General features: G+C 61.5%; 18 protein-coding genes. 4 read left to right on the plus strand and 14 right to left on the minus strand.

Annotated features, from left to right (window positions below):
• Nucleotides 1-11: 11 nt before the first annotated feature.
• Nucleotides 12-1,700 carry an AMP-binding protein gene (locus FDG13_RS16480; protein WP_180130601.1) on the plus strand — a complete coding sequence of 563 codons (1,689 nt, stop codon included), beginning with the start codon at nucleotides 12-14 and terminating at the stop codon, nucleotides 1,698-1,700.
• A 202-nt stretch (nucleotides 1,701-1,902) separates the two neighbouring features.
• On the opposite strand, the gene FDG13_RS16485 is transcribed toward FDG13_RS16480, so the two are convergent.
• Nucleotides 1,903-2,286, minus strand: coding sequence for a hypothetical protein (locus FDG13_RS16485; RefSeq protein WP_180130604.1), 384 nt, complete (start codon nucleotides 2,284-2,286; stop codon nucleotides 1,903-1,905).
• A gap of 103 nt (nucleotides 2,287-2,389) precedes the next feature.
• Here FDG13_RS16485 and FDG13_RS16490 point away from each other — a divergent pair, with 103 nt between their 5' ends.
• The gene (locus tag FDG13_RS16490) at nucleotides 2,390-3,595 is read left to right on the plus strand and encodes a multidrug effflux MFS transporter (RefSeq protein WP_180130609.1); all 1,206 of its coding nucleotides are present in this window, start codon (nucleotides 2,390-2,392) and stop codon (nucleotides 3,593-3,595) included.
• On the opposite strand, the gene FDG13_RS16495 is transcribed toward FDG13_RS16490, so the two are convergent.
• From FDG13_RS16495 to FDG13_RS16515, 5 genes are all read right to left on the minus strand, one after another.
• On the minus strand, nucleotides 3,592-4,497 hold the full coding sequence (locus FDG13_RS16495; RefSeq protein WP_370528241.1) for an alpha/beta hydrolase: 906 nt from the start codon (nucleotides 4,495-4,497) through the stop codon (nucleotides 3,592-3,594). The genes FDG13_RS16490 and FDG13_RS16495 overlap by 4 nt on opposite strands.
• 81 nt (nucleotides 4,498-4,578) lie before the next feature.
• A complete protein-coding gene (locus FDG13_RS16500; RefSeq protein WP_180130614.1) occupies nucleotides 4,579-4,929 on the minus strand; it encodes a carboxymuconolactone decarboxylase family protein in 351 nt (116 codons plus the stop codon).
• A 106-nt stretch (nucleotides 4,930-5,035) separates the two neighbouring features.
• Complete coding sequence (locus FDG13_RS16505; RefSeq protein ID WP_180130617.1) at nucleotides 5,036-5,440, minus strand: NifB/NifX family molybdenum-iron cluster-binding protein; 405 nt, start codon at nucleotides 5,438-5,440, stop codon at nucleotides 5,036-5,038.
• Nucleotides 5,441-5,613: 173 nt separating this feature from the next.
• Entirely contained in the window at nucleotides 5,614-6,981 is a 1,368-nt protein-coding gene (locus FDG13_RS16510) for an ATP-binding protein (RefSeq protein WP_180130622.1), read from the minus strand.
• Nucleotides 6,981-7,712, minus strand: coding sequence for a response regulator (locus FDG13_RS16515; RefSeq protein ID WP_180130626.1), 732 nt, complete (start codon nucleotides 7,710-7,712; stop codon nucleotides 6,981-6,983). Before FDG13_RS16515 ends, FDG13_RS16510 begins: the two co-directional genes overlap by 1 nt.
• A gap of 231 nt (nucleotides 7,713-7,943) precedes the next feature.
• Here FDG13_RS16515 and FDG13_RS16520 point away from each other — a divergent pair, with 231 nt between their 5' ends.
• The gene (locus tag FDG13_RS16520) at nucleotides 7,944-8,291 is read left to right on the plus strand and encodes a hypothetical protein (RefSeq protein ID WP_180130631.1); all 348 of its coding nucleotides are present in this window, start codon (nucleotides 7,944-7,946) and stop codon (nucleotides 8,289-8,291) included.
• Nucleotides 8,292-8,411: 120 nt separating this feature from the next.
• Here the strand turns inward: FDG13_RS16520 and FDG13_RS16525 are convergent, their stop codons facing one another.
• Nucleotides 8,412-9,407, minus strand: a complete 996-nt coding sequence (locus FDG13_RS16525; protein WP_180130635.1) for a quinone oxidoreductase — start codon at nucleotides 9,405-9,407, stop codon at nucleotides 8,412-8,414.
• A gap of 146 nt (nucleotides 9,408-9,553) precedes the next feature.
• Between FDG13_RS16525 and FDG13_RS16530 the strand changes: the two genes are divergently transcribed.
• Nucleotides 9,554-10,459, plus strand: coding sequence for a DMT family transporter (locus tag FDG13_RS16530; RefSeq protein WP_180130638.1), 906 nt, complete (start codon nucleotides 9,554-9,556; stop codon nucleotides 10,457-10,459).
• Between the two features lie 69 nt (nucleotides 10,460-10,528).
• Here FDG13_RS16530 and FDG13_RS16535 read toward each other — a convergent pair whose 3' ends face one another.
• The 7 genes from FDG13_RS16535 to FDG13_RS16565 all read right to left on the minus strand — a co-directional run bounded on the left by FDG13_RS16535 (nucleotide 10,529) and on the right by FDG13_RS16565 (nucleotide 17,463).
• A complete protein-coding gene (locus tag FDG13_RS16535; RefSeq protein ID WP_180130641.1) occupies nucleotides 10,529-11,515 on the minus strand; it encodes a Bug family tripartite tricarboxylate transporter substrate binding protein in 987 nt (328 codons plus the stop codon).
• Between the two features lie 78 nt (nucleotides 11,516-11,593).
• Nucleotides 11,594-12,493, minus strand: coding sequence for a DMT family transporter (locus FDG13_RS16540; RefSeq protein WP_180130644.1), 900 nt, complete (start codon nucleotides 12,491-12,493; stop codon nucleotides 11,594-11,596).
• A gap of 52 nt (nucleotides 12,494-12,545) precedes the next feature.
• A complete protein-coding gene (locus FDG13_RS16545) occupies nucleotides 12,546-14,057 on the minus strand; it encodes a tripartite tricarboxylate transporter permease (RefSeq protein ID WP_180130647.1) in 1,512 nt (503 codons plus the stop codon).
• A complete protein-coding gene (locus tag FDG13_RS16550; RefSeq protein ID WP_180130651.1) occupies nucleotides 14,057-14,554 on the minus strand; it encodes a tripartite tricarboxylate transporter TctB family protein in 498 nt (165 codons plus the stop codon). The genes FDG13_RS16545 and FDG13_RS16550 overlap by 1 nt, the downstream gene beginning before the upstream one ends.
• 22 nt (nucleotides 14,555-14,576) lie before the next feature.
• Entirely contained in the window at nucleotides 14,577-16,364 is a 1,788-nt protein-coding gene (locus FDG13_RS16555) for a GspE/PulE family protein (RefSeq protein WP_255435298.1), read from the minus strand.
• Complete coding sequence (locus FDG13_RS16560; protein WP_218942773.1) at nucleotides 16,361-17,116, minus strand: spermidine synthase; 756 nt, start codon at nucleotides 17,114-17,116, stop codon at nucleotides 16,361-16,363. Before FDG13_RS16560 ends, FDG13_RS16555 begins: the two co-directional genes overlap by 4 nt.
• A 59-nt stretch (nucleotides 17,117-17,175) precedes the next feature.
• Nucleotides 17,176-17,463 carry a late competence development ComFB family protein gene (locus FDG13_RS16565; protein ID WP_180130661.1) on the minus strand — a complete coding sequence of 96 codons (288 nt, stop codon included), beginning with the start codon at nucleotides 17,461-17,463 and terminating at the stop codon, nucleotides 17,176-17,178.
• Nucleotides 17,464-17,634 lie beyond the last annotated feature (171 nt).

Raw genomic sequence — 17,634 nt, forward strand, 5'->3', positions numbered from 1 at the left:
GAAAGATCTAGATGGAATCAATTTGGTTGAACAGTTACCCGCCAGGCATACCGGCCGAGGTGGATGTGTTTGAGTTCACCTCGCTCAGGGACATGTTGCAGCGCAGCTGCCAACGTTTTGGAGATTTGCCCGCCTACAGCAACATGGGGGTCTCAATCACCTATGCACAACTCGACCGCTTGAGCCGCGATTTTGCAGGCTATCTGCAGAAATCACTGGGGCTGCGCCAAGGTGAGCGGGTCGCCCTGATGATGCCGAATCTGCTCCAGTACCCGGTGGCCTTGTTCGGCGTGTTACGGGCTGGGCTCGTGGTGGTGAACATCAACCCGCAGTACACCGCAGCCGAGCTGGAACACCAGCTGAAAGACTCGGGCGCGGTGGCCATCGTGGTGCTGGAAAACTTTGCGCACACCTTGCAACAAGTCTTGGACAAGAATCCGACATTGACCCCGACCGTCATCACGACCGAGGTTGGCGACATGTTTGCGCCTGTGAAGAAGCTACTCACCAACCTCGTGGTGAAACACATCAAACACATGGTGCCCCCATGGACGATTGGCGGTAGCACCCCATTCAACGCGGCCCTGCGCGCCGGGCGCCAGCAGAATTTGGAAGAGGTGGCGCTTTGCCAAACCGATTTGGCCTTCCTGCAGTACACCGGCGGCACAACGGGCGTGGCCAAGGGTGCGGCGCTGACCCACGGCAACCTGGTGGCCAATGTGCAACAAATGACGGCGTGGATGGCGCGCGATCTGGTGGAAGGCAAAGAGGTGTTCGTCTGCCCACTGCCGCTGTACCACGTCTACGCGCTGACCTCCAATCTGGTGTTCATGAAGCTCGGTGCACGCACGGTTCTGGTGACCAACCCCAGAGACATGCGCGCCTACATCCAAGACCTGAAGAGATACCCTTTCACGATCATCATCGGTGTGAACACCCTGTACCGGGCCCTGCTTGACGCGCCTGGGTTTGCGGGCGTGGACACCAGCGCCCTGAAAGTGACCAGTGCCGGGGGCATGGCGGTGCAGAGCGTGGTGGCAGAGCGCTGGAAAAAACGCACCGGTGTAAACATCATCGAAGGCTACGGCATGACCGAGACGTCGCCCATTGTCATCGCCAACCCGCTCGACACTGAGGCGTGGACCGGAACCATCGGCATCCCGATTCCGTCAACCCAGGCGGTGATCCTCGACGAAGCTGGCAAGCAACTCGCCACAGGCGAGGTCGGCGAGATCTGCGTGCGCGGCCCCCAGGTGATGCCGGGGTACTGGAACTGCCCCGACGAAACCAGCAAAGTGTTCACCGCTGAGGGCTGGCTGCGCACCGGCGATATGGGTTTTGTGGACCACCGGGGTTATTTCAGGATCACGGACCGTAAAAAAGACATGATCATTGTGTCGGGCTTCAAGGTCTTTCCGAACCAGATCGAAGACGTTGTCGCGCTGCACCCCGGTGTGGCCGAGGTCGTGGCCATCGGTGTGCAAGACGACCGATCCGGCGAGGTCGTCAAGATCGTCGTGGTAAAGAGCGACCCGGCGCTGAACGAACAGCTCTTGCTCGCGCATTGCCGACAACACCTGACCAGCTACAAGATGCCCCGGATCATCGAATTCCGCAGTGAACCCCTGCCAAAGACCAACCTGGGGAAATTTTTGCGGCGGGAACTGCGTGATGCAGCCGCTGGTGCTTCGGTGCCCTAACCCGTTTCGCCAGTGTCACCAGGTTCAAAGGCAACACTGCAGTCAGGCCAAGGAAGCCTGGCGCTGGCTTGCCTGGCGCGCGTGGATCATGGCGTGTTGGCTCTGTCGCACTGGCGTCAACGGTTCGCCCGCCAAAGCAGGCTCCTGTTAAGGTACAAGCAAAATTGGCCTCTAGCCCTTATGAATAAAGGGCTGAAAGCTATCAAAATAGTTTATTTACCACCACCCCCGCCAGCACAACCACCACCACCGCCAGGGCCAACACGCGTTTGCGGTTGACCTCCACACGGGCAATCAGCTGCGTGTTTTGTTCGGCCAGCGAGCCGATCAGTGCGCTGGAGGCCAACATTTGCTGGTGCAGCTCAGCCACCGACACTTGCAACTGGGTCACCTGGGCTTGCAAGGCGGCCAGCGTGGGCTCGGGCTGGCCCGGGGTGGCGGTGGCCACCGTTGCGCTGGTGCTGGCGGCGGGCTTCTTGCCGACCGTGTCCCACAGCTTTTTGGCGCCTTGAGCGACCTTGGGTGCGGACTCGATCACATCCCCCCAGGGCACCATTTTTAACACCGAGAGCCATCCAATTGCCATGCCACCACCCCTTCCAAAATGTCAGATTCAAACAGCGGCCATCTTCGCACACACGCGGTTTTCCAGACACATTGGGTTGGTACTGATCTGATACCCTTTGAACATGCCTGCCAACGCCACCCACTCGTCCAACATGCCGCCCGGTCTGATCGTCTTGCTGCTGTCCCTGTTGCTGGGCCTGCAGCCCATCACCACCGACTTGTACCTGCCCGCTCTGCCCGAATTGACCGCTCAGTTGTCGGCCCCGATGGCGCAGGCGCAGCTGACACTCACTGCGCTGCTGCTGGCTTTTGGAGGCTCGCAGCTGGTGTGGGGGCCGCTGTCCGACCGTTTTGGCCGCCGACCGATTCTGCTGATTGGCCTGGTGGCTTATGTGCTGGCCTCCATTGCCAGTAGCCTGGCGCCGAGCATGGGCTGGCTGATTGTCTGGCGCACGCTGCAGGGCGCGGCCATGGGTGCAGGGGTGATGTGTGCGCGCGCCATCGTGCGTGACCTGTACGCCCCCACACAGGGCGCACGGGTGATGAGCAAGGGCCTGAGTGGCCTGGGTGTGATTGCCTGCCTGAGTGCGCCGCTGGGCGGCCTGCTGACGCAGTGGCTGAACTGGCGTTTTGCGCTGCTGGCCCTCGGTGTGTTTGCGGCAGTGACGCTGGTGGTGGTGGCACTGCGGTTTGAGGAAACCGTGCAGCAAAAGAACCCGCAGGCGCTGCAGTTCGGCACCCTGCTGGCCACCTGGCGCCACATCCTGGGGCACCCGACGTTTTTGGCGTTCTCCGCCTTGACGGCCTGTTCTTACAGCGGGCTGTTTACCTTTTTGGCAGCCTCGTCTTTTGTGTTCACCGGGGTGCTGGGTCTGAGCAAGATGCAGTACGGCCTGGTGATGTTTGTCAACTCGCTGGCCTACATCGGCGGCACCTTTTTATGCCGCCACTGGCTGCCACGTTTTGGGGTTCGCAGAGCGGTGGCGCTGGCAGGGGGCTTGTCGCTGACCGGGGGCACACTGATGGCGCTGTTGAGCCTGAGCGGCTGGGTCAGCCTCTGGAGCATTTTGCTGCCGCAGCTGATTTTTATGGTGGGCCATGGCATCCACCAGCCCTGTGGGCAGAGTGGCTCGGTCGGGCCCTTCCCGCAAGCGGCGGGTGCGGCCTCGGCGATGAATGGCATCCTGATGATGGTGTGTGCTTTTGCCATGGGCGCCTGGCTCGGTGGCCACATGGACGGCACAGTGCTGCCGCTGACCCTGGGCATGTGGTTCTGGAGTGCGCTGATTGCGCTGTCAGCCTGGACTTTGGTTCAAAAACACGGCTAATTGGCCGCCCCAGCGCTGGGCTGCTTGTCAGCGGTGGCGAAAGCCTGCTGCAAAAAGCGGATCAGTTGTGGCACATAGGCTGGGGCAGCCTCGCTCGGGTCGTGCCCACCGGGGATTTCAATCCATGTCACCTGGCCCGGCTTGCCAGCCGCCTGCAGGCGCTGCGCATCCCCCACCGGCACCACCTCGTCCTCGCTGCCGTGCACCAGCAACACCGGGCAAGACACCCGCGCCATGCTGTGGATGGGCGCAATCTCGTCAAAACGGGCCCCAATGACGTGTTGCACATGGCGCAGCAGATACCAGCCAATCACCAGGTAAGGCAGATGCACCTCGGCCAGCCAGCGGCGCATCACCTCTTGCGGATGGGCAAACGCACCCAGGCACACCACCGCTTTCACATCCTGCCGATGGGTGGCGCACAACAATGCGGCACCGGCACCCACCGAGTGGCCCAGCACCGCCAGGCGCTGGTCGTCCACCTCGGGCTGCCAACGCAGCCAGTCCAGGCCAGCGTCGATGTCCTGGGCAAACCGGGGCAGCGAGGTGAAAGCCTCGTCATCACTGTTGCCGTGGCAACGCGCGTCCAGCAGCATCACCGAATAGCCGACGGCATGTAACGGGACCAGAGCGGGCAGCATCAGGCTGGCATTGGCGCCCCAGCCATGCATCAGCAGCACGGCGGGGGCCTGCCGCGCACCCGGCACCGGAACAAACCAGGCAAACAGGGACTTGCCATGGGCCAACGGCAGACGCAGTGCATGGGCCTGAAAACCCAGATCTGCAGGGGTGCGCAGGTGCGCCACCCGGGGGGCGCGCAGGCTGCGCAGGATGGCCCGGTGAACAACCTGGCGCAATAACGCCACCAGGGCCACCCCTACCAGCAGAAACAGCCAGATCACCACCCTGCCCCCAGTTCAGCAGGGGTCAACGCACAGCGTCTGAATGCAAACGGCCAGTGAGCTTGGCGGCCTGCAGCCGACTCAAGCCGGGGCGGTCATGCTGTCCCAGGCGCTCAGGGCTTCGGCGGTATACATCAGGGCCGGGCCGCCGCCCATGTAAACACACACGCTGAGCATTTCTTCGAGTTCCTGGCGGGTGCATTGCAGCTTGATCAGTGCCTTGACATGAAAGCCGATACAGCCCGAGCAATGCTGGGTGATGCCAATGGCCAGCGCCATCAGCTCTTTGTGTTTGGTGCTGAGAGCGCCTTCGGTCATGGCAGCGCGGGCCAGTTGCCCGAAAGCCTGCATGGCCTCAGGCTGGGTTTTGCGCAGGGGCGCCAGGTTGTTATTGATGTTCTGGATCAGGCCGATGTGGTCAAACGTGCTCATGGAGACTTGTCTTTCAGAGGTGTTAAAACAGAGAGGAATAATACCCCATAGGGTATAAATGTGGCAGTGTGAACCGGTATCTGCAGGGCGTTTGCCACCGGCTCACTCAAGCCGAATGGCCGTGTGCGTGGTCATGGTTGTGGCCACAGTCGCAGTCCTGGGGTGCACTGGCCACCTCTGGCAGCGTGCCTTGGAGCCAAGCCGCCACCGCGTGATCGGGGTTGGTTTCGCTGGTGACACACACGGTCATGCCTTTTTGGCGCAGACGTGCCTTGAGGCCAACACCCGCGCTGCCAGTGATCAGGAGTGAGACACCCTCCAGCGGATGGGGTGCCTGCGGCTCAGGCGCGTGGGCACTTTCGTGAAAACTTTGCGCCAAAGGCAGTTCCAGCAGCTGCTTGCCGCTGACCTGGCGGTTGGCCACCTCGTAGACCCAGAACTTGCGGCATTTGCCAGCGTGTTCGGTGATGCTGGTGCGGTTCTGGCTGGTGACGGCGATTTTCATGATCATGGGGAAGGGGTCAGTGGATGGACTGACAAAAAAAGTTGACGACCCCCTGTCCACCGCAACCGCCGTGCCAGCCCCAGCCAATCCGCTAAGTCATTGATTCATCTGTTCAGACAGACGCACAAGCGGGCTTGCACAACCAGCGACACAACCAGCCATGCCAAAACTGGCAGTGCTCATGACAGTGTGGGTGTGACAGCGCGTGGCAGCAGCAGAGTGGCAGCCAGGCCACCTTGAGGCCGGTTGGCCAGGATCAGCTGACCGCCATGCAACAGGGCCACGTCTTTCACAATGGAAAGCCCTAGCCCCACACCATCGCCAGAGGCACTGCGCGCGCTGTCGACGCGGTAATAGGGCTCGGTGACCTTGGTGAGTTCCGCAGGTACCAGACCGGGCCCATCGTCCTCAACGGTGATTTTCAACAGGGCTGAGCTGTCTTCCACACGGATACTGGCGCCCAAACCGTATTTGAAGGCGTTGTCGATCAGGTTTTGCAGCGCCCTGCGCAAGGCGGTCAGTCGGCCTTGGAAGGCCTGTTGCGCCTGCCCGTGGATCTGGATGCTGCGCCCCAGCACGCGGGCATCGTCGGCCATGCTCTCCAGCAAAGCATTGATGTCCAGGCTGCGCACCTGCTCATTGGCCTGCAGGCCACGCAGGTAGGCCAGTGTGCCGTCAATCATGGCGGCCATGGCCTCCAGGTCCTTGCTCATCTGCTCGCGCAAGCGCTCGTCGTCGATCAGTTCGGTGCGCAAACGCAGGCGCGTGAGCGGCGTGCGTAAATCGTGTGAGACCGCCGCCAGCGCCCGGGCCCGTTCGTTGACCAGGCGTTTGATTCTGGCCTGCATACGGTTGAACGCCTGGGCCGCGTGCCGGGTCTCGGTGGGACCGTCTTCGGGCAGGGGTGGGGCATCCAGGTCACTGCCCAGTGTGTCCGCCGCCTGGGCCAGCTGACGCAGTGGCCGGGTGGCCTGTTGCACGGCCAGCACCACCACCGCCATCACCAGGCCCAGGGTGATGAGCAGCTCGGTGAGCAAACTGGTGGGCAAGGCCGGTGCTTGGGCGTCCAGCTCGGGCGCCAGACTGACACGGACCCACTGGCCATCCATGAGCTGCAGGTCCAGCCGGTGGGCCAGACCAGCACGCGCTTGACCGGCACCCGGACCACGGCCCAGGCCGTCGGTGCGGATGTTGACTGACCGGCCCAGTCGCGCACTGAGCATGCCCGGCAAAGCGCCGCGTGGCACAACCGCAAAAACCTGGTCGGCAGTGATCATCTCGAACTGAACGCCACCACCCTGTAAGGCAGCCAGGGCCAAAGCGCGCTGGGTCGGTGGGCTGGCTTCCAGCACCCGCACCGCCGGGGCGAGGCGGTCTGCCAAATTGACCCCGCGGACCTGGTTGACCGCCACAGACCGCTCTTGCCATTGCAGCCAAAAACTCACCCCCTGGGCCACCAGCAGGCCCACCAGCACAATCAGCGCCAGCCGGGCCGCCAGGGTCGAGCGCAGGCGGCGCCAGTTCGGGCGCACGGGGGCTTGCAGCATCAGGGGCATGTGTCAGACGCCTGCACTGAGGCGGCCAGAACATAACCTTCACCACGCACCGTCTTGATCAGCTGGGGTTCGCGGCTGTCATCACGCAGGCGCTGGCGCAAACGGCTGACCTGCACATCGATGGCACGGTCATAGGCCTCGGCCTCGTGACCGTGGATCAGCTCGGTCAGTTGGTCGCGGGTCAGCACCCGGTTGGGGTGCTCCAGCAAGATGCGCAGCAGCCGGAACTCGGCGCCCGACAAGGGTGTGGCCACGCCGTCCGGCGCGGTCAGCAGGCGCTCGGCGGTGTCCAGACACCAGCCGCCAAACAGCAGACAGCGCACCGGCTCGGGCTTGAGGTTGGGTGGCAAGGCGCGGGTGCGGCGCAGGATGGACTTGATACGGGCCAACAGTTCACGCGGGTTGAAGGGTTTGACCAGGTAGTCGTCGGCCCCCATCTCGATGCCCACAATGCGGTCGGTTTCCTCACCCCGCGCGGTGAGCATGATCACCGGCAGGCTGGAGCTGGCGCGCAGGTCGCGGCACAGCGTCAAGCCATCGGTGTCGGGCAGCATCAGGTCCAGTACCAGCAGGTCGACCGCATGGCGCGCCAGCAACTGCCACATCTCGCGCCCGTCGCGCGCGGCCAGCGCCTCAAAACCGTTGCGCACCAGGTAGTCCACCAGCAGACGGCGGATGTCGGGTTCGTCATCAACGATCAGAATGCAGTCGCGTTTTTCCATGATGGGTGTCAAAGTCTGGTGTTGGCAAGCCTACATCCAATCCTGACGGCTGCACCAAGCGCTGTTGCAAGAAGTTTTGTAACCCACTGTATCGCGGGCCAACTACGCAACACAGCGATGCAATTTGGCACTTGCGGCCACACTTTCTCTTGACACGATGGGACTCAAATACAGCTCAGGGATGCAGGCCAGACCAGCACCCCACCACCGTTCACCCCAAGGAGTTACATCATGAAAACATCCACCCTGATCAAAAGCATCAGCCTCGCCACGTTATTGACAGCCGCTTTGTCGACGTCAGTTCTGGCACAAATGGGCAACGGACCCGGCATGGGGCAAGGCCGGGGCGGCATGCGTTTTAGCCAAACCAACACCCCTGGCTGGACGCTGATGACCCAGCAGGAACGAACCGATCACATGGCCCAAATGCGTGCGGCCAGAACCTTTGAAGAATGCACACAACTTCAAGATGCACAACACCAGCTGATGCAAGAACGCGCCAAAGAAAAAGGTGTGACGCTCAATGTGCCGCGCCAAAACGGCTGCAACATGATGAAGGCACGTGGTTTCTTCAATTGAGCGCCGGGCCACGGAACGAGGCACCAAATGCATCAGACTCCATAGCAACTGGTCCATATAGAACAAGGGCTACAGGCCAAAAAACCTTGTAGCCCTGCACCAGACCGCCACCCCAACCGGCTACAGGGTCAACACCGTGCAGCCGGTTGTTTTGCGTGCCTCCAGGTCGCGGTGTGCCTGCTGCACATCTTCCAGCCGGTAACGCTGCGCGATGTGGATCTGGACCTGGCCACTGCTCACCACCGCAAACAACTCATCCGCCATGGCCTGGGTGCTTTCGCGCGTGTTCATGTGGGTGAACAGCGTTTGCCGCGTCACATACAAGGAGCCTTTGGGGCCCAGGATGCCCGGCGCAAACGGTGGCACCGGGCCCGAGGCATTGCCAAAGCTGGCCATCAGGCCCAAGGGCGCCAGGCAGTCGAGCGACTTGTCCCAGGTGTCCTTGCCCACCGAGTCGTAGACCACCTTGACGCCCTGGCCTGCGGTGATCTCCTTGACCCGAGCCAGAAAATCCTCTTCTGCGTAATTGATAGCAAACTCCGCTCCATTGGCAAGGGCCAGAGCACATTTTTGTGCTGAACCAGCGGTGCCGATCAGGCGCAGGCCCAAGGCCCGAGCCCACTGGCAGGCGATCAGCCCCACACCACCGGCGGCGGCATGAAACAGCACAAAGTCACCCGCGTGTAATCCACCCACCGGCAGGGTGCGTTTGAGCAGGTATTGCGCGGTCAGGCCCTTGAGCATCATCGCGGCACCGGTCTCAAAACTGATCGCATCGGGCAGCTTGCAGACACATTTGGCCGGCATCACACGCAGCTCACAATAACTGCCAGGTGGCGGGCTGGCGTAGGCAGCGCGGTCACCCACCTGCAGGTGGGTCACGCCCTCACCCACGGCTTCAACCACGCCCGCTGCCTCCATGCCCAGGCGGGCCGGCATCGGCATCGGGTACAAGCCGGTGCGGTGGTAAACGTCGATGAAGTTCAGGCCCACCACGTGGTGGCGAATGCGAACCTCGCCGGGGCCGGGCTCACCCACGGTGATCTGGACCAGTTTGAGTTGTTCGGGGCCGCCATGCTGGTCGATCTGGATGGCGCGTGAGGTGTGAATGCTCATACAAAGTGCTCTCTGGGTTGTTCAATGCGGGTCCATCTTGCCATGAATCAGGGCTGGGTGTTTTGCTGCGAGAATGGTCAAACACTCCCCGCCGCCCGCATGCACCTCCCCCTTTTCACCCCGCGTTTGCCCACTGGCTGGTGCCTATGAACCATCCCCGCGTGACCCCCACCGCAGCGCTGCTGCTGACTGTGCCACCGGTGTTGTGGGCGTGTAACGCGGTGCTAGGCCGCATGATTGCCGACATGGCCTCGCCGATGACGCTCAATCTGGTGCGCTGGTGCCTGGCCTTTGTGCTCTTGCTGCCACTGGCCGGATCGGTGCTGCGCCCCGGCAGCCCTCTGTGGCCGAGCTGGCGGCGCTTCACCGGGCTCTCGCTGCTGAGCATTGGGGGTTACAACGCCCTGCTCTATCTGGCGCTCAACACCTCCAGCGCGATCAATGTGACGCTGGTGGGCTCGATCACCCCGGTGTGGATGTTGCTGATTGGCCGGGTGTTTTTTGGTGCGGCCATTTCACGCCGACAGTGGCTCGGTGCGGCCATGTCGATTTTTGGTGTGATGCTGGTGATGAGCCGTGGCGAACTTGACGTGCTGCTGAATGTGCGCCTGGTGCCGGGTGACTTCTACATCCTGCTGGCCTCCGCCGCCTGGGCCTATTACAGCTGGATGCTGGGGCACCCAACCACCGAGCCTGCCAGCATCCGAACCAACTGGTCGGCGTTTCTGATGGGCCAGGTGGCCTTTGGGCTGGTCTGGTCAGCGTTATTTGCCGGGGCCGAATGGGGTCTGGGCTGGGGCCGCCTGCACCTGAGCTGGACCTTGGCTGGCATGCTGCTGTTCATCGCGGTAGGTCCGGCGCTGCTGGCCTACCGCGCCTGGGGCGCCGGTGTGGCGCGCAGCGGGCCCTCGGTGGCGGGGTTTTTCATCAACCTGATTCCGCTCTTCACCGCCGTCTTGTCCGGCCTGTTCCTGGGTGAGGTGCCACACCTCTACCACGCACTGGCTTTTGTGCTGATTGCGGGCGGCATTGTGGTGTCATCCAGACGCTGAGACCAGCGCCAACACACCGCGCTGGATGCCACCCGGAGAAACTTGCCCGTTGCGGGCAAGCCTGCCTGATTACTGCGCCTTGAACCCGCTGTCGTGAATGATGCGGGCCCAAGTTTTTGAGTAGGCCAGTTCGCGGTTCGTCAGCTGGGCCTGGGTCATGTAGCCCACAGAGAGGCCCATCGCGCTCAAACGTTCGTGCACATCGGGCAACGCCACCACCTTGGCCACGGCGGCTGACAGTTTGTCAAGCACCGGCTGGGGCGTGCCCTTGGGCGCAAAAATGCCGTAATACGGCACATCCTCAAACCCGGCCAAACCCAGTTCGGCAAAAGTCGGCACATCGGGCAAGGAGGCCTGGCGCGCGGAGCCCAGCACCGCCACCACGCGGATCTTGCCCGCCTTGTGGTTCTCAATAAAGTCAGGCACTGAACCGACTCCCGCATTGATTTGGTTGCCCAGCATGTCCCCCATCATCGGCGCGCTACCCCGGTAGGGTGCGGCCTGCAGATCGAGCTTGTATTTCTGGCCAATCAGCTTGACCAGAAACTCGGGCACCGACGCTGGCGCGGGCACACCCACCGAGTCTTGGCCACTTTTTTGTTTTTGCACAAAACTCACATACTCGGCCATGGTTTTGGCCGGTGTGCCGCCAGAGACCGCCAAGGTGTTGACAAAAGTGGCGAAACCCGCCACCGCGACAAAGTCCTTGTGCGGATCAAAACCGGGGTTCTTGACCACCAGGGGCAGGATCGAAATGCTGTGGTCATGCGACAAAAACAGCGTGTTGCCATCCGGTGCTGCGGCTTTGAGCGCCTGGGCGGCGATCTGACCACCGGCCCCGGCCTTGTTGTCCACCACCACTGAGACACCCAGCTGGTCCTTGAGCTTGTCGGCCAGGATGCGGGCAATCGCGTCGGTGCCGCCACCGGGCGGGAAACCCACCATCAGCTTGACCGGGCCGGTCTGTGCCTGGGCCAGACCTGCTGTCAACAGTGAACCCACCAGCACGGCGTGTGCCAATTTGCGAAACCGATCCCCCAAAGAACTCTGAACCATCTGTGACTCCTGAAGAATAAAAAAAGTGACTGATACCCTCGCCCAAACAGGCATGCATTTTCCCTGCCAACAGCTTTGTCAGCGACCCCGCATGAAGACAAAAATGCCCGCAATCACCAGCAGCGTACCTGCCGCCACCCAGCCGGTGAAGGGCTCGCCCAGCAGCAGCGCCCCCATGGCGATGGTCGACATCGGGCCAACCATGCCAGTCTGCGCCGCCAGCGAGGCGCCGATGCGCTCGATGGCCATCATCACCATCAGCACCGGTGCCGCAGTGCACAGGGTGGCGTTGAGCACCGACAGCCAGATCACCTCGGGTGCGACCAAGGCCGCACTCCAGGGGCGCAGCAGCACAAACTGGGCAATACACAAGACACAGGCCACCAGCGTGGCCAGGCCGACCAGGCGCAGGGAACCCAGGCGTTTGACCAGCTCACCACTGAAACTCAGGTAAATCGCATAACTGATGGCGCTGCCAAACACCAGCGCTGCACCCAGCGCCGCGTTGCGGCCTTCCAGCCCGATTTCATGGCCAAACACCAGGAGAACGCCCAGGTAACTGATGCCCATGCCCAGCGCCTGAAAACGGGTGATGTGGCGCTGGTACAGCAGCCGCCCGAGGATCAGCACCAGGGTCGGGTTCAGGTACAAAATCAGCCGTTCCAGCGAGGCGCTGACGTAGGCCAGCCCGGCAAAGTCCAGATAACTGGCCAGGTAATACCCCGAAAAACCCAGGCCCAACACACCCCACCAGTCGCGCCGCGTTAAGGGTGGTTTGCCCCGGCTGGCCCACCAGGCCATCAGCGCAAAGATCGGCAGCGCAAACAACATGCGGTACATGATCAGCGTGACCGCATCGACACCGTAGCGGTAGGCTAGCTTGACAATGATCGCTTTGCCGCTGAACGCAATGGCACCCAGGGTGGCCAGCAGCAAACCAAACGCTATGTTTTCTGGAGCTTCCTGCCCTTTAGACATAAGGGCCAGAGGTCGATTTCTTATAAATTCCCGGGGACAGCATGGGAGACCCTCAGTCTTCCACAAAAGCAACTTCGCGCTGGCGTTTGATGGCCGGCAGCAAGACCACCAACAACATCGCTGCTGCGGCAGCTAGCAAGCCTGCCGACAGCGGCCGTGTCACCAGCACACTCCAGTCACCACGCGATAGCAGCAAGGCGCGGCGCAGGTTTTCTTCCATCATCGGGCCTAGGATAAAACCCAGCAGCAGCGGCGCAGGCTCCAGCCCGAGTTTGATGAACACATAACCAATCACCCCAAACAGACCCACCATCCAGATGTCCCAGGTGTTGTTGTTGGTGCTGTACACCCCAATCGCGCAAAACAAAACGATCGCGGGGAACAGCCAGCGGTAGGGTACGGAGAGCAGCTTGATCCAGATGCCAATCAGCGGCAGGTTCAGCACCACCAGCATCGCGTTGCCAATCCACATCGAGGCAATCAGTCCCCAGAACAACTCGGGGTTGCTGCTCATCACCTGCGGGCCGGGCTGGATGTTGTGGATGGTCATGGCGCCCACCATCAACGCCATCACCGCATTGGGCGGGATGCCCAGGGTCAGCAGCGGGATGAACGAGGTCTGGGCACCCGCGTTGTTGGCCGACTCTGGCGCAGCAACACCCCGGATATTGCCCTCACCAAACGGCACCTCGCCGGGGTGCAACTTGGTTTTTTTCTCGACACTGTAGGCCGCAAACGCCGCTAGCAAAGCACCGCCTCCCGGCAAAATCCCCAAGATCGAACCGATGCTGGTGCCACGTAACACCGCTGGCAACATGCGTTTGAAGTCTTCGCGCGTGGGCATCAGGCCATGCACCTTCGAGGTAAACACCTCGCGGTGGGCCTCCTTGACCGACAGGTTAGCAATGATTTCGCCGTACCCAAACACCCCCATGGCGATCACGATGAAACCAATACCATCGGTCAACTCGGGGATGTCAAACGCAAACCGCGCCACACCCGAGTTCACATCGGTGCCCACCAGGCCCAGCAGCAGGCCCAGCACAATCATCGCCACCGCCTTGAGCAGCGAGCCCGAGGCCAGCACCACCGCACCAATCAGCCCCAACACCATCAGTGAAAAATACTCAGCCGGGCCAAATTTGAACGCCACCTCGGTCAGCGGACCGGCAAAGGCCGCCAGAATCAACGTACCGACACTGCCGGCAAAAAAGGACCCGAGCCCGGCCGCAGCCAGCGCGGGCCCGGCCCGACCTTTGCGCGCCATCTGGTAACCATCAATGACGGTGACCACCGAGGACGCCTCCCCCGGCAGATTCACCAGGATCGCGGTGGTCGAGCCACCATACTGCGCACCGTAATAAATGCCCGCCAGCATGATCAACGCCGACACTGGCGGCAACGCATAGGTAGCTGGCAGCAGCATCGCAATCGTGGCCACCGGGCCAATACCGGGCAGCACCCCAATCAGGGTACCGAGCAGGCAACCAACAAAAGCGTAGAGCAGGTTGATCGGTGTGACCGCCACACCAAAACCCATGGACAAGTTGGTGATCAAGTCCATTACGCCCCCTGACCCATGTGCAAAACCGGCCAGACCGGGAGCTGCAACTGCAACAACAGCACAAAGGCCAGGTAACAGCCCACCGCCAACGCAGTGGCCAGCAACAGGCTTTCTCTTAAATTGAATCGTTCACCGGCCAGACCCGCCACCAGGGTCAGGCCAAAAATCGCCACGATGAAACCCATGGCAGGCCAGTTCAGGCTGGGCAGCCCACCCAGCAGCACCCCGAACAAGAGGTTGGCTGCGACGATGAAAAACAGCGGCTTCCAGGCCCAGGGCCCCACCGCCAGCCGCTGGCCCGGCGATTTGCGCAAACCGCGCAGCAAGATCAACACACCCAGCACCGCCAGCAGCACCCCCAACACCATCGGGAAATAACCCGGCCCCATGCGGGCGCTGGTGCCCACGGTGTACGAAGTCGCGCCCCAGGCAAAGGCCGAGCCCACCAGCGCCAGCAAACCACCCGCATACACATCTTTGTCCAACACAACCGACATCCCAACGACTCCTGTGATCTCTTCAATACTCTGGTGACGGGGTGCTGGACAGCACCTCCTCCAGCACCGTCAGTCCTTCTGCCACCCGCAAAGCCCCCGCCAGACGCAGTGGGCGCATGCCATCACTGATGGCCTGGCGCTTGAGTGCATCCGAGTTGGGCTCACGGTTGATCTGGGACTTGAAGGCCTCAGACACCACCAGCAACTCGTACAGCCCCATGCGCCCCCTGAAACCCGTCATGCGGCAATCAACACAACCCACCGGTTTGAACGGTTTGTAACTGCCACTGAGCTGCCAGGGTTTGACCGCTTGCTCCAGCGTCTCACGCGAGGTCGCTGCATCAGGCGCCTTGCACAGCGGGCACAAGGTGCGCACCAGGCGCTGCGCCAGCACGCCCAGCAGCGTGGCGTTGATCAGGTACGCAGGCACACCCAGCTCCATCAAACGCGTGATGGCCGAGGGTGCGTCGTTGGTGTGCAGGGTGGAGAACACCAGATGCCCGGTCAGCGCCGCCTGCACCGCCATCTCAGCGGTGGCCTGGTCGCGGATTTCACCGACCATGATGATGTCGGGGTCCTGGCGCATCAGGGCGCGCAGGCCTTCGGGGAAACCAAAGTCGAGCTGGGTCTGCACCTGGGTCTGGTTGAACGAGGCCTCGATCATCTCGATCGGGTCTTCCACGGTACTCACATTCACCTCTTCGGTGGCGACGCGCTTGAGGGTTGAATACAGGGTGGTCGTCTTGCCCGAACCCGTGGGACCAGTGACCAGGATGATGCCGTTGGGACGTTTGACCAGCGCCTCCCAGCGTTCGGCGTCGTGTTTTGAAAAACCCAGCGCATCGAGCTCCTTGACCGTGGTCTCCGGGTCAAAAATCCGCATCACCATCTTTTCACCAAAAGCGGTGGGCAGGGTCGAGATCCGCATTTCGACCTCAGCCCCGCCGGGGTTGCGGGTTTTGATCCGGCCATCCTGCGGGCGGCGTTTTTCCACCACATCCATCCGGCTGAGCAGCTTGATACGCGCCGTCATCGCGGTTAACACACCCATCGGCATCTGGTAGACCGGGTGCAACACACCGTCGATGCGGAAACGGATCACACCTTGCTCACGGCGCGGCTCCAAGTGGATGTCACTGGCACGCTGGTCAAACGCGTATTGCCACAACCAGTCCACCACCTGCACCACACTCTGGTCGTTGGCGTCGAGTTGTTTGTTGCTTTTACCAAGCTCAACCAGTTGCTCAAAACTGGAGCCCACATTGGCGCCCGACTTGGCTGCGGCGCGTACCGACTTGGCCAGCGCAAAAAACTCCACCGTGTAGCGGTGGATGTCCTGCGGATTCGCCACCACACGGCGCACGCTGCGCCGTGACTGGCGTTCCACTTCCCCGACCCAGTCGATCATGTAGGGCTCGGCGGTGGCCACGACGATCTCGTGGGCACTGACCTGCACTGGCAAAATTTTGTGGCGCTCGGCGTAGGCCGGGCTCATGGTGTCGGCCACTTTGCCCACATCCACCTTGAGCGGATCAATCCGCAAATAAGCGAGCTTCACATGACCGGCCAGCCACTGGGTCAGCGACTCCAGATCCATCGGTTTGTCGTCTGCAGCGCGATGCACTGCCACGCTGGCCAGACGCAACAAGGGGTGCTGCGCACTTTCGGCCTGGGCGCAGCGGGTGTGGATGCGCTGGGCTTCCTGCGTCGAGATGGTGCCATCCGCCTTGAGCCAAGACACCAGGCTGCGCCAGTCCAGCGGGCCGGTGTGGGCCTCAGCGCGGTGTTTGGCAGACGGCGTGGGGGTCATGACAACATCGGCTTGAACACCCGCACCCATTTGGCGGCCGGCAAACCCCAGCGTGCCTCAATCACAGCGGCACGCGCCATCAAAACCTCGCGTTTGGGCCGCGTGGGTGTGTGTTGTGCCAGCACCACGGTATTGCCCTCACGGGTGGGTTTGAAGGCCCAAATAGCATCCTTGCCAAAGGCCGCCGACATTTTTTCGACACTGCGCTCAAAACTCGAAGCCCGGCCAAACAGGTTGACCGTCATGCAGCCCTCCGGCGTCAACAAACGCCGACAGTGGTTGTAAAACGGCAGGCTATCCAGCACTGGCGCGGCGGCCTCGCGGTCGTACAGGTCCACCTGCAAAGCGTCCACCGTGCCCCACCACTTGGGGTTGAGTATTTCCTGAGCGGCATCGGCCAGCACCACCCGCATCGTCGGGTTGTCGGCGGGCAATTTGAAATGGTTGCGACACATGGCGAGAACTTGTGGGTTCAGTTCTATGGCCGTGGTTTTGATGCGCAGTTCCTTGGCGCAGAACTTGGTCAGGGAGCCTGCACCCAGGCCCAATTGCATGGCTTGGCGGTCTGTCACCGTCTCCGGGTCGACGAACAACAGCCAAGCCATCATGCGCTGCACATACTCGTGCACAAGCCCAATGGAATCCTCCAGAAACATGGAGCCTTGGATCCACTCGCTGCCCAGATGCAAATGCCGAATGTTGCCGTCGTCAGAGAAATTGACTTCGGGGAGTTGTGTGCTGCGTTTTTTCAAGATGCCGGATTATCCCCAATCGCCTGGGCTGTCAACGGCGGCACCCCTCACCGACCAACTTAAACAGCGCTGTTTTGCCCGCCCGAGCGGTCTTTCACAAAACCAAAGGCAAAACTCAGTGCTTCTTGCAAGGAGTCTTCCATGGCGTGGCGCTCCGGCTCGGTCAGGTAGAACATCATGTCGACGTCGTGGCGCAAATAACGCGCAGGCAGTCGGTTGAGCGCGACACAGGCCACATCGGCCAGCATATCGGCGCTGAAGCCAGGGTGAGAGCCAGACATTTTGGCCACCGCCTCAAACACAACCGGCTCAAAATAGTTGTGAATCTGCTCAAAGTTGATGATCATAAAGTGACTTTAAAAGGTGTTTGACCCGTCAAGACCAGCGTGCCAAAGCAGCCAGACCGCCCTGGTAAAAAAGTGGCACTTTTTCAACTGTACATGAATTTTGTGCTGACAACTGATGTTCCCAAGCTACAAAACATGTAGCAATTCGGCAATTTGCGATATAGTCCACTT

The organism is Rhodoferax sp. BLA1, from assembly GCF_013416775.1.
Classification (GTDB): Bacteria; Pseudomonadota; Gammaproteobacteria; order Burkholderiales; family Burkholderiaceae_C; genus Rhodoferax.

What these genes read in the sequence shown, in the direction of transcription:
- FDG13_RS16480 (WP_180130601.1), top strand. Translation starts at nt 12, where the DNA reads ATGGAATCAATTTGGTTGAACAGTTACCCGCCAGGCATACCGGCCGAG.
- FDG13_RS16485 (WP_180130604.1), bottom strand. Translation starts at nt 2,286, where the DNA reads ATGGCAATTGGATGGCTCTCGGTGTTAAAAATGGTGCCCTGGGGGGAT.
- FDG13_RS16490 (WP_180130609.1), top strand. Translation starts at nt 2,390, where the DNA reads ATGCCTGCCAACGCCACCCACTCGTCCAACATGCCGCCCGGTCTGATC.
- FDG13_RS16500 (WP_180130614.1), bottom strand. Translation starts at nt 4,929, where the DNA reads ATGAGCACGTTTGACCACATCGGCCTGATCCAGAACATCAATAACAAC.
- FDG13_RS16505 (WP_180130617.1), bottom strand. Translation starts at nt 5,440, where the DNA reads ATGATCATGAAAATCGCCGTCACCAGCCAGAACCGCACCAGCATCACC.
- FDG13_RS16510 (WP_180130622.1), bottom strand. Translation starts at nt 6,981, where the DNA reads ATGCTGCAAGCCCCCGTGCGCCCGAACTGGCGCCGCCTGCGCTCGACC.
- FDG13_RS16515 (WP_180130626.1), bottom strand. Translation starts at nt 7,712, where the DNA reads ATGGAAAAACGCGACTGCATTCTGATCGTTGATGACGAACCCGACATC.
- FDG13_RS16520 (WP_180130631.1), top strand. Translation starts at nt 7,944, where the DNA reads ATGAAAACATCCACCCTGATCAAAAGCATCAGCCTCGCCACGTTATTG.
- FDG13_RS16525 (WP_180130635.1), bottom strand. Translation starts at nt 9,407, where the DNA reads ATGAGCATTCACACCTCACGCGCCATCCAGATCGACCAGCATGGCGGC.
- FDG13_RS16530 (WP_180130638.1), top strand. Translation starts at nt 9,554, where the DNA reads ATGAACCATCCCCGCGTGACCCCCACCGCAGCGCTGCTGCTGACTGTG.
- FDG13_RS16535 (WP_180130641.1), bottom strand. Translation starts at nt 11,515, where the DNA reads ATGGTTCAGAGTTCTTTGGGGGATCGGTTTCGCAAATTGGCACACGCC.
- FDG13_RS16540 (WP_180130644.1), bottom strand. Translation starts at nt 12,493, where the DNA reads ATGTCTAAAGGGCAGGAAGCTCCAGAAAACATAGCGTTTGGTTTGCTG.
- FDG13_RS16545 (WP_180130647.1), bottom strand. Translation starts at nt 14,057, where the DNA reads ATGGACTTGATCACCAACTTGTCCATGGGTTTTGGTGTGGCGGTCACA.
- FDG13_RS16550 (WP_180130651.1), bottom strand. Translation starts at nt 14,554, where the DNA reads ATGTCGGTTGTGTTGGACAAAGATGTGTATGCGGGTGGTTTGCTGGCG.
- FDG13_RS16555 (WP_255435298.1), bottom strand. Translation starts at nt 16,364, where the DNA reads ATGACCCCCACGCCGTCTGCCAAACACCGCGCTGAGGCCCACACCGGC.
- FDG13_RS16565 (WP_180130661.1), bottom strand. Translation starts at nt 17,463, where the DNA reads ATGATCATCAACTTTGAGCAGATTCACAACTATTTTGAGCCGGTTGTG.